Below are 10531 nucleotides of genomic sequence, written 5' to 3' on the forward strand. Positions count from 1 at the left end.
GTTAGGTCGGGTGCGGGGTGGGATGGTGGGCCGCGCCCCCCCCCCGGGCCGCCCCCCCAACAGGGGGGGGGGGGGGGGGGGGGCCCCCCCGGGGGCCCGCGCGCCGCGGGCACCCCCCCCCCGGGGGTGTGGGGGGGGGGGGGCGGGGGGGGCCCCCGGCCCACCATCCCACCCCGCACCCGACCTAACACCCCACCGCCTGTGCCGTTTATCCCCTCTCCCGCGCAGTTTGCGGGAGAGGGGCAGGCGAGGAACGAGCCGGGGTGAGGCCTACTCCGCCTTGAGCAGCCCCCGGCGCAGCGCGAAACGCACCAGCTCGCTGCGGTGGTGCAGGTTCAGCTTTTCCATGATCCGCGCACGGTACGTATCCACCGTCTTGGGGCTGATGAACAGCTTCTTGCCGATCTCGCTGCTGCTGAACCCCTCCACCGTGAACCCCAGCACCTCGCGCTCTCGATCCGTCAGCTTTTCCAGCGGGTCCTCTTCCCCCGGCTCGGCCTTCTGCTTAAGGCCGCGAAGCAGCAGCTTGGCGCCGCTGGGGTACAGAAACACGTCGCCCGAGGCTACCGTCTTGATCGCCTCGATCAGCTCCTCATCGGCGCTGGTCTTGTTCACGTAGCCGCTGCCGCCCGCCTCCAGCACGGGGAGCAGGTGCTCTTCCTCGCCGTGCATGGTCAGCACAAGCACGCGCGCCGTGGTGCCCAGCGCCGCGATCTGGCGCACGGCTTCAAGCCCGCCCATCCCGGGCATCGACAGGTCCATCACCACCACGTCGGGGCGCAGCTGCGGCACCTTCATCACCGCCTCTTCGCCCGTTCCCGCCTCGCCGACCACCAGAAACCCGGGCTCCGCCTCCAGCAGCGCGCGCAGGCCGGCGCGCAGCACGGCGTGGTCGTCCACCAGCAGGATGCGGATCTGTTGGGGCATGGTTGCCAGGGGTGGGATGATGACGAAAAAAGCGCCGCCGCGGGGACCGAATCTGCCCCGCGGCGGCGAAAGATGCAAGCGGTTGCGCGCGCGTCAGATCCGCGACGACAGCCACTCCGGCGTCCATCCCGCCATCATCGCCGCCAGCCGGCTGAACTCGCCCGTGAGCATCAGCAGCCCCAGGATCACCAGCATGGCGCCGCTGATGCGGTTGATCCACGGCAGCCAGCGCCGCATCCGCCCAAACGCGCCCATGAATCGCCCTATCAGCACGGTGCTGAGCAGAAACGGGATCGCCAGGCCGGCCGAGTACATCGCCAGCAGCCCCATCCCCTCAGCCATCGTCCCGCGCGCGGCGGCCAGCGTGAGGATGCCACCCAGCACCGGCCCGATGCACGGCGTCCACCCCGCTCCAAAGGTGACGCCCACGAGCACCGTGCCCAGGTAACCCACGGGCTTTTCCGCCAGGTGCATCCGCCACTCGCGGCCCGCGCCGGGAAGCCGCAGCAGCCCCAGCAGGTACAGGCCAAACCCGATCAGCAGTACGCCGCCCACGCGTTCCACCCAGCGGCTGGCGTAGTGCATCAGGCTGCCCAGGAACGTGGCCGACGCGCCCAGCACCATGAACACCGCGGTGAACCCCGCCACGAACAGAAGGCCGTGCACCATTACCGCGCGCTTCGCCTTGCGCTCCTCCGTCTGCTGCAGCTCGTCCAGGCTCATCCCGGTGATGAACGTGGCGTAACTGGGCACCAGCGGAAGCACGCAGGGCGACAGAAAGCTGAGCAGCCCGGCGGAAAACGCGACGAACAGGCCGAGGGACTGGGATTCCATGCGGATAGGGTTCAGGACGCGGACCGGCGGAACGTACGCAAGCATAACAAGATGCCGTATTCCACCGCATCGGGCAATCCGCCCGCCCGCACCGGGCGCTCTCCCCCACGCCGGATGCGGCGCAGAGCGGCACGACCTCCTCTCCCCACGACGACCCGATGCCGGTCAGGCCATCGATCCGCACACCGCCGCCGCGGACGAGCAGGCCGCGCCAACTCGGCCCGCATCCCTGGGAGAAGGTCAGGCGCTCAAGCACCTGGCGATGCGAGTCATCTGGTTGCGCGTCAGCTGATAGGCGCCAAGCACCGTGTCCGGCGGTACACGGATGCACAGGCTCATCGATGCTCCGTCGTGCTCACCGGTGTAGGCTGCAGCGACGGGACGAGGGGAACTGTCCACGCGCACGGGTCCGCCTCGCTCCGCGACATAGGTGCCGGGAAGCTCGAAGTGCCCGCTGCCTGGGAGGTGCCCATTGATCTTCCCGTGGGCGCAAGGAAGAATCACGTCAATCTCAGTCTCTCTGACGATCAACCGGATTCCCTCGCCTCCCCAGATCTCCTGTTCCGGAACCGGATTGGTCACCCCGGCCTCGTTTGCCGGCGGCTCTGGGGCTGCTTCCGGATCGGTGCTCACGCAGTCGGGAAACCGGAACGCGGCGACCTGGGTCTTCCATCCAATCTTGCCCGTGGTGCCCACGTACGATCCCGTGTACCAGAAGGTGCAGTCGTCCACGGGATCGATGCTCATCTCACTGTAATCGCCCCACCGCGAGTTCCTAACCTGCGCTCCCGTGCCTTCGACCACGACCGTCTCCGTGCCCAAGACGTTGACCGGATCTCGCGGTGTACGCCCGGCCACGCGCAACCCTGGGTACATGCCAGTGCCGGAGGCATTGTATCCGATCAGGATGTTCCCCGCGGCGTCCATGGCAACACTACCCATCCAGCGCGACGTCGCGTCTGGAGAATACGTTCCCTGCTGATGGACCTGCGGCGTTCCGCCCGGATTTCTGATCTCGTACCAGCGCAATGCCGACGGTGCGGTCTCACCCTCAACTGAATGGGTTACGACGAGGGCTTCGTGCGACTGGAAGCGGCGGTAGGCCAGCCTATACATCAAGCGCTCGCCGACAGATTCGAGCACCTCTGGGGTGTCCTTCTGAGGGATGCATGCTTGGCTCGCACACGCGTCCCTGAATGGCGCCACGGCAATAGTACGGTTTGGGCGGTGGCTTTCTCCAAGCCCGAAGAGGGATGCCGACGGCGTATTCCAGTCCACCTTGAAGTGCCACATCTGCAACGATCCGAAGTTCTGCAGCCCGAGCACGTAATTGGGAGAGCCGATGGGCGGAAGGGTGCTGCCATCTAGGTCCGACGGCAGCAGGCTCCAGACGCGGTCCGAAAGCTGTGCGCAGATCTCCCGCGCAGGTTCTCCCCTGAGCATCCGGGCTCGCTCCCACGCGCACACTCTCGCTCCGTCCGGCGGCCCATAATACATGTTGTAGGACACGTAGTACGCATCCGGCCAAATTCCCAGCTTGGGATAATCGTTCATGGCGGGAGCGGCGAACTCGTACCGATAGTAGCGCCCAGTCGCGTCCGAAGTCTCCGATACGGCCACGCATTGCGAGTAGTAATCAGCGGACACCTGGAATTGAGAGATGATCCAGCGGTGCTCCATTTGATCATATTCCACGATGGGGTCGCCATCGTTGTAGTGCTCGCAGGCGGTTCCGAACCCCTTCCAGACCGATCGAAGGGGAACGGGGCCGTACACGGGAGTGCCGAAATTCTTTTCGAAGATGGCAAGTGCGGAGTTCGTCGCCTGAACGTACTGGGTCAGTCCCGCAGCTCCGGTCGGGTCGGGCGGGGCGAGCTCAAGAGAAAACACCCCATGCGGCCCCGCGAACTCCTCTCCCAGCCCGATGAAGTTCCGCGTAACCATGAGGGGAGAACGGGGTCCCTCTTCGTCCTGTACGACTGGATCCCGGTGAATCGGACGTCTACCCACTCGCAACGGGTTCAACCGGGGACGCCGTACGGTTTGCTCAGTGGTGTCCTTGGGGAGCAGCTCCGCCACGAGCTGGCTTATGGCAGGCGAAGTGTCGTTCTTGAGCGAGGTGGCAATCTGCACCGGCTGCTGCTGCGCCATTGCGGGCGCGGGAATGAGAGCCGTCGCGAGACTGCAGAGGAAAAGAAGCAGGATCAGTGCGCGATACGGTTGCGGATGCGTGATGGCCATAGTTGTACCTTCCATGTGAACGATTCTCCGATCTATGCAGGCGACAAGGATGTGCGCCGGGTGCATGACAGGCAAGCACGTCGATAGATGGGCGCGCTGATGAGAAATCACGTCACGTCTCATCAGCCCACAGATAATAACTTGACCTCGTCAACCATTTTTCGTTGATTTGTAGACGGTAAGTTGAGATTGTTCCCGGATTGAGAGGGTTTGATGAGCAGTAGTGACACGGATGGGACCGTCGATGCGGTGCGGCGGTTCAACCGCTTCTACACGCGGCAGATCGGCGCGCTGGGCGAGGGGCACCTGGATACGCCGTTCTCCCTCACCGAAGCGCGCGTGGTCTACGAGCTGGCGCAGCGCCGGATGGCCACCGCCACGGAGCTGGGGCAGGAGCTGGGGCTGGACGCGGGCTACCTCAGCCGCATTCTGCGTGGCTTTCAGGAGCGCGGCTTTATCGACCGCCGCCCCTCCGAAAGCGACGCGCGCCAGACCCGCCTCTCCCTCACCGACACCGGCCGCGCCGCCTTTGCGCAGCTGGACGCCGCCGCCCGGCGCGACGTGGGCGCCATGCTCGACGCGCTCCCCGGCGTGGAGCAGGACCGGCTGGTGCGGGCGATGGGCACGGTGGAACGCGTGCTGGGCGCCGCGCCGCAGCCCGCGGAGCCGTACGTCCTGCGCCCGCCGCGCGCCGGCGACCTGGGCTGGGTGGTGCAGATTCACGGCGAGCTGTACGACCGCGAGTTCGGCTGGGACGTGCGCTTCGAGGGGCTGATCGCGGACGTCATCGGCGGCTACGTGCGCAGCTTTGACCCGGCGCGCGAGCGCTGCTGGATCGCCGAGCGCAACGGCGAGAACGTCGGCTGCGTGTTCGTGATGCGTGGCACGGATGAGGTCGCCAAGCTGCGCCTGCTGATCGTGGACCCCAGCGCCCGCGGCCTGGGCATCGGCGCGCGGCTGGTGGACGAATGCATCCGGTTCAGCCGCGGCGCCGGGTACCGCACGCTGAGCCTGTGGACCAACTCCGTCCTGCTCTCCGCGCGGCGGATCTACCAGGCCAGGGGCTTTCGCCTGGTGCACACCGAGGTGCACAACAGCTTCGGCCCGGACCTCACGGCGGAAACCTGGGAACTGGAGTTGTGACCCGGAGCCCTCAACCGCTCGCGTAGCCAGACTCAAACGCGGGATGGTAGGCCGCCCCCCTCCCCGACCCTCCCCCACAAACTGCGTAGGGGAGGGGGAACGGCAGAAAGCGCGTCGCAGCGGGATCGACTTCTCCCCTCTCCGTGAGGAACGAACGGGGAGGGGCCGGGGGAGGAGCACCCCGCGGACGCAGTTCGATCGTTTCGCAGAACCCGCATTCCTGCCGATCTCTCACAACATCCTTGACGCCACATGCCCGCCCCACCATTTTGGGACCGTTCGGTCTCTGACGATCAACGGGAGCAGGCGATGCGAAGCGGAGAGCAGACGCGCGAAAACATCATCCGGCAGGCGGCGGCGCTGTTCAACCAGCAGGGGTTCGCCGGCGCGTCCATGTCCGACATCATGCAGGCCACGGGGCTGCAGAAGGGCGGCATCTACCGCCACTTTGAAAGCAAGGAGGCGCTGGCGCTGGAGGCGTTCGACTACGCCATCGCGCAGATGGGCGGGCGCTTTGGCGCCACGCTGGCCGGGCGCGAGAACGCCATCGACCGGCTGAACGGCGTGATCGACGTGTTCGCGCGGCTGCACGACGACCCCCCGGTGCCGGGCGGCTGCCCCATGCTCAACGCCGCCATTGAAAGCGACGACGGCAACCCCGCCATGCGCGCCCGTGCCCGCGCCGCCATGGACGGCCTGCGCACCCTCATCCGCCAGACCGTGCGCAAGGGCATCCCGCGCAACGAAGTGCGCGACGACGTGGACGGCGACGAGCTGGCGACGCTGATGATCAGCACCTTGGAGGGCGGCGTGGCGCTCTCGCGGCTCTACGACGACGGCGTGCACCTGCGTCGCGCGGCCGACGCCATGCGACGGTACCTGGACGAGAGGGTGCGCGCCTGACCGGGCGCCATCCCTCTCTTTTTATTTGATCATGATGCGACCGATCGGTCGCACACCAAAGCCGGAGGTGAGGATGAACGCGAGCGAATACGACGCCATCGTGATTGGCGGCGGGCCGGGGGGTTACACGGCCGCCATCCGCCTGGGGCAGCTGGGCGTGCGGACGCTGGTGGTGGAAAAGGAGAACGTGGGCGGCGTGTGCCTGAACTGGGGGTGCATCCCCTCCAAGGCGCTCATCTCCGCCGCGGACATGATGGAGAAGATGCGCCACGCCGGCGTGATGGGCATCCGCGCCGCCGAGCCCACCATCGACTTCGCCGCCACGCAGCAGTGGAAGGCCGGCATCGTCCAGAGGCTTACCGGCAGCGTGGCCACCCTCATCCGCGGCAACGGTGGCGAGATCGCGGAAGGCACCGCGCGACTGGTCGGTCCCAACGCGGTGGAGATCACCGCCGTGGACGGATCCACGCGCCGCGTCACGGCGCGCAGGGCGGTCGTGATCGCCACCGGCGCGCGCGTGTCCAGCCTCCCCGGCTTCCAGCCGGATGGCGAGCGCATTCTCACCGCACGCGAGGCGGTGGATCTGACGGCGGTGCCGCGGTCGCTGGCCATCGTCGGCGGCGGGGTGATCGGGATGGAGCTGGGGATGATGTACCAGCGCCTGGGCACGCGCGTGACCGTCGTCGAGGTCGCCGATCAGCTGCTCCCGGGCACCGATCCCGACCTGGTGCGCGTGGTGGAGCGCCGCTTCAAGGCGCGCGGCGGCCAGGTGCTGACCGGCGCCCGCGCCCAAAGCTGGGCGCCGCGCGGCGACGGGGTCGCGCTCGCCGTGCAGCACGCGGGCGCGGAAAAGACGATCGAGGCGGAGAAGATCCTGATCTCCGTCGGCTTTCGGCCGATCACGGACGGGCTGGGCTTGGAAGCGGCCGGCGTGCGGCTGGACGACCGCGGGCACGTGGCCGTCGACCGCCAGTACCGCACCTCCTTCCCTGGCGTCTACGCCGTGGGTGACGTGACGGGCGGGCCGTACCTGGCGCACAAGGCCTTCAAGGAGGCCGAGATCGCCGCCGAGGTCATCGCCGGCCACCGGGTGAGCCGCGACTGGTACGCGCTCCCCGCCGCCATCTTTACCGACCCCGAGATCGCCGTCGTCGGCATGACGGAGGCCGAAGCGCGCGCCGCGGGGCACGACGTGAAGATCGGCCGCTTCCCCTTCAGCGCCAGTGGCCGCGCGCTGGCCCTGGGCGAGAACGAGGGGCTGGTGAAGGTGGTGGCGGACGGCGAGCGGCTGCTGGGCGTCGGCATCGCCGGGCCCGAGGCGAGCGAGCTGATCGGCGAGGCGGCGCTGGCGCTGGAGATGGTGGCCGCCGCGGAAGACGTGGCGCTCACCATCCACCCGCATCCCACGCTCTCGGAGGGGGTGATGGAGGCCTTCAAGCACGCCATCGGCGAAGCCATCCACATCGCCAACCGCAAGCCGAAGCCGCAGGCCGCGGAAAAGCCGCAACGCGCGATGGCGGCGTAGCCACCGATGGAGGCGGACCCGGTCGATCCATCGGCAACGTGGGGCTGGACGGGCCCGGCGTGAACGTTGCAAACCACGCCGCCCGAACCGTGACCTGGAATCAAGAGGGCAACGCGATGCGCATCCTCCTCATCGTACCGTTTCTGCTCGTTGCGCTGGCTCCCGCGCAGGCCGCGGCGCAGAATTGCGGCGACCCGCGGGCGCAGCGCGAAGTCACGCGTCTCAAGGGCGAGCTGGACACGCAGGCGGTAGAGTGTTCAGTGGCGGCCCGCGGCGATCTGGACGGCGACCGCAGGGCGGATGCCGTGCTCGTGATCGGCTGGGAAGGTGCTGGCGGTGGCAACAACTGGGGAAGCACGCTGTACGTTCTGCTGGCGAACGGCCGCGCACCCCTGGTTCAGGAGCCGGACGAGACGCGCGGAACGCTGGACTCCGTCACCGTGGCGGGGCGTACCATTCGGGCGAGCACCTACGAGTACCGCGAAGGGGATGGCCGATGCTGTCCCAGCGGCCGTGGTCAGTTCATTCTGCGGTTGGACGGACGGCGGCTGGTGCGCGTTCCGCCGGAGTGATACCGTGGGCAACGCGGGCGCCGCCGTGGAGGGCGGGCAGAATGTGCCCGCCGCGGTTTGCTGACACCAAAAACGGGCCTCGTGGACGAATCCACGAGGCCCGTTGTGCCGCCGGCGGCCCGCCGTTCCTACCGCGCCGGAGTGGACTGGATGCGAGGCGCGGGCTGCGACATGCTGGGCATGCGGCTGGGGACAATGCGCTTGAGCCCGCTCAGCAGGTAGTCGATCACCTCGCCGGCCGTGTAGCCGGCGCGGTCGGAGCCGATGAAGCGGCGGATGTTCTTGAGCGCGTCGCCGCTGGTGATGAGCGGCGCCTCCTCGGGAAGGCCGCTCTTGCGCACCTGCGGCTGCCCGATGGTGGCGAACAGCGCGTTGCACAGGCACTTGCGCCCCGCGGTGTTCTCGGCGGTGCCGCCCTTTTTGACGTACGTGTCCACCGGCTCGGCCGCGCAGCGGTAGTCGATGCGGCCGTCGGGGCGCCGGTACGCCTCGCGCAGGTAGCCCAGGTCGCACACGCGCTCGCGCTTGCCGTACATCGCGGGGTCCGACATCGTCCCGCCAATCTGCACCACCTTGAACGGAAAGCCCGTGGGCGACGCGCGGCCGTCCGTCAGCACGTCGATGCGGTCTTCCTGCGCCTGGCGAATCACGTCGCGCTTGAGCTCGGCGCTGATCCCCGATTCTTCGGTGTAGGCGAACAGGGTGCCCACCTGGATCCCCGCGGCGCCGGCGTCCAGCGCCTCGGCCAGGGCCTCGGGACTGCCGGCGCTGCCGGCCAGCCAGAAGGGAAGCCCGTGGTCCTTCATCTTTTCAAGGTCCACCACGTCGCGCTCGCCGTACTGCGGCTCGCCGCGCTCGTTCAGGACGATCTCGCCGCGCGGGGGCGCGTTGTGGCCGCCGGCCGTGGGCGCCTCGATGATGAAGCCGTCCACGCGCCCCGTGGCCTTGCGCGTAAGCATGGTCGCCAGCGAGTTGCTGGCGATGATGGGCAGAAAGTACGGCCGCTTGACCGCCACCGGCGCCGTTTCGGAGTGCACGCGCGGGTCAAAGCTCAGGTACGCCGTATCGGCGCCCATCCCCTCCACTTCGAACTTGATCTGCGCCGGCTCGTGCGCGGCAAACCGGTCCAGCACGCCGGGGATCTCCTTGGGGATGCCGGCGCCCATCAGCACGTAGTCCACCCCGGCCAGCATGGCGCCATACAGGGTGGCCAGGTTGGGCATCTGCACCTTGGTGAGCAGGTTGATGCCCACCACGCCGTCGTGCCCTTCCTTGGCCAGCCACACCTCCACGAACGAGGCCAGCACGGTGAGCTGCTCGCGCACCCGCGTGACCACCTGGCGGTACATGGGGATTTCCTTGTACGGCTCGCCCGGGGCGCGGCCCTCGGGGCGAAAGTACTTCATCAGCACGTCGCCCGAGACGTCCGGGAACGGAAACGCCGCCATCGCCCGGCGCACGTCGCCGCCCAGGTCGCCGTCCTGCAGCCGCCGCACCAGCAGAGAGTCCACGCAGGTGCCCGACACCACGCCCATCTGCCCACGCAGCGACACGGCCTTGGCGAGCACCCAGTTGCTGACTCCGACGCCCATGCCGCCCTGGATGATGAGCGGGTGCGTGACGGTTGCTGCAGGCATGTGGCTACGGAAGATAGGGTTGCGTTACGGCCGCGCACGGCCGCCCCGGTACTCTCGGGGACCTGGTCTGTTCAGGCCAACTGGTTGCGGATCAACAAGTTAGCGGGTTTGGGCTCGTTAAAGATGAGCCGGATTCACCGCAAGCGCAAGCCCCGCAGAACTTGGGCCAGTCACAGAGGGGTTTCTTGAGCGTACACCCCGGCACCCCGTTTGTGCGTTGGGCGTACGCGACTTACGCGTTTGATGGAGGAGCTGCACACTAACGGAACGCTGCCCGAAGCGAAAGGAAACATCGGACGCGGCGCGCACCATATACCATTTCCTGTCTCACCGGCACGGCGAACGGAGGGCGCTCCTGACGGTCCGGAGCAGGCCCCTCCGGGCCGGCACCACCGGCCCACCTCCCCCGAAACTGCCGGGGGAGGTTGTTATAAAGCAGGGCGTGGTGAGCTTCGGAAGATTGGGCGCGAGGGCAGCGCCCCCTCCGCTCGCTCAGGCTCGCACCTCCCTCAAAAACCCCTGGGGGAGGTTGGGTGTGGGGCAGGGCTGCGGAGTGCTCCGGGTGGAGTGGTGCGGGATGGTGGGCCGCCCCCCTCCCCGGCCCTCCCCCACAACTGCGTGGGGGAGGGAGGTGCGACGCACCCTGTCGAAGCGGGATCCGTTCTCCCCTCTCCGTGAGGAACGAACGGGGAGGGGCCGGGGGAGGGGCACCCCGTCGGACGCCAGTTCGATTCCTGTCGCCGATCCCC

Annotated in this window: 8 protein-coding genes; 4 read left to right on the forward strand and 4 right to left on the reverse strand. The window is 68.0% G+C overall.

The genetic code is table 11. The annotated features are described in order from the left end of the window. Nucleotides 1–270: 270 nt before the first annotated feature. From ACOJUJ_RS17505 to ACOJUJ_RS17515, 3 genes are all read right to left on the reverse strand, one after another. The gene (locus tag ACOJUJ_RS17505; RefSeq protein ID WP_420128196.1) at nt 271–927 is read right to left on the reverse strand and encodes a response regulator; all 657 of its coding nucleotides are present in this window, start codon (nt 925–927) and stop codon (nt 271–273) included. Nucleotides 928–1020: 93 nt separating this feature from the next. Next, nucleotides 1021–1761 (reverse strand): cytochrome c biogenesis CcdA family protein, encoded by a 741-nt coding sequence (locus tag ACOJUJ_RS17510; RefSeq protein WP_420128197.1) that lies wholly within the window; start codon nt 1759–1761, stop codon nt 1021–1023. Nucleotides 1762–2001: 240 nt separating this feature from the next. Continuing rightward, nucleotides 2002–4002: a hypothetical protein gene (locus ACOJUJ_RS17515; protein ID WP_420128198.1), complete on the reverse strand. Its 2001-nt coding sequence runs from the start codon at nt 4000–4002 to the stop codon at nt 2002–2004. Between the two features lie 213 nt (nt 4003–4215). Between ACOJUJ_RS17515 and ACOJUJ_RS17520 the strand changes: the two genes are divergently transcribed. The 4 genes from ACOJUJ_RS17520 to ACOJUJ_RS17535 all read left to right on the forward strand — a co-directional run bounded on the left by ACOJUJ_RS17520 (nt 4216) and on the right by ACOJUJ_RS17535 (nt 8145). Further along, nucleotides 4216–5145, forward strand: a complete 930-nt coding sequence (locus tag ACOJUJ_RS17520) for a bifunctional helix-turn-helix transcriptional regulator/GNAT family N-acetyltransferase (RefSeq protein ID WP_420128199.1) — start codon at nt 4216–4218, stop codon at nt 5143–5145. 309 nt (nt 5146–5454) lie between these two features. Further along, nucleotides 5455–6048: a TetR family transcriptional regulator C-terminal domain-containing protein gene (locus ACOJUJ_RS17525; protein ID WP_420128200.1), complete on the forward strand. Its 594-nt coding sequence runs from the start codon at nt 5455–5457 to the stop codon at nt 6046–6048. 73 nt (nt 6049–6121) lie between these two features. Continuing rightward, the gene (gene lpdA, locus ACOJUJ_RS17530; protein ID WP_420128201.1) at nt 6122–7573 is read left to right on the forward strand and encodes a dihydrolipoyl dehydrogenase; all 1452 of its coding nucleotides are present in this window, start codon (nt 6122–6124) and stop codon (nt 7571–7573) included. A 116-nt stretch (nt 7574–7689) separates the two neighbouring features. Continuing rightward, nucleotides 7690–8145, forward strand: a complete 456-nt coding sequence (locus tag ACOJUJ_RS17535; protein ID WP_420128202.1) for a hypothetical protein — start codon at nt 7690–7692, stop codon at nt 8143–8145. Between the two features lie 128 nt (nt 8146–8273). On the opposite strand, the gene ACOJUJ_RS17540 is transcribed toward ACOJUJ_RS17535, so the two are convergent. After that, entirely contained in the window at nt 8274–9782 is a 1509-nt protein-coding gene (locus tag ACOJUJ_RS17540) for a nitronate monooxygenase (RefSeq protein ID WP_420128203.1), read from the reverse strand. Nucleotides 9783–10531 lie beyond the last annotated feature (749 nt).

Source organism: Longimicrobium sp., assembly GCF_048594345.1.
Taxonomy (GTDB): Bacteria; Gemmatimonadota; Gemmatimonadetes; order Longimicrobiales; family Longimicrobiaceae; genus Longimicrobium.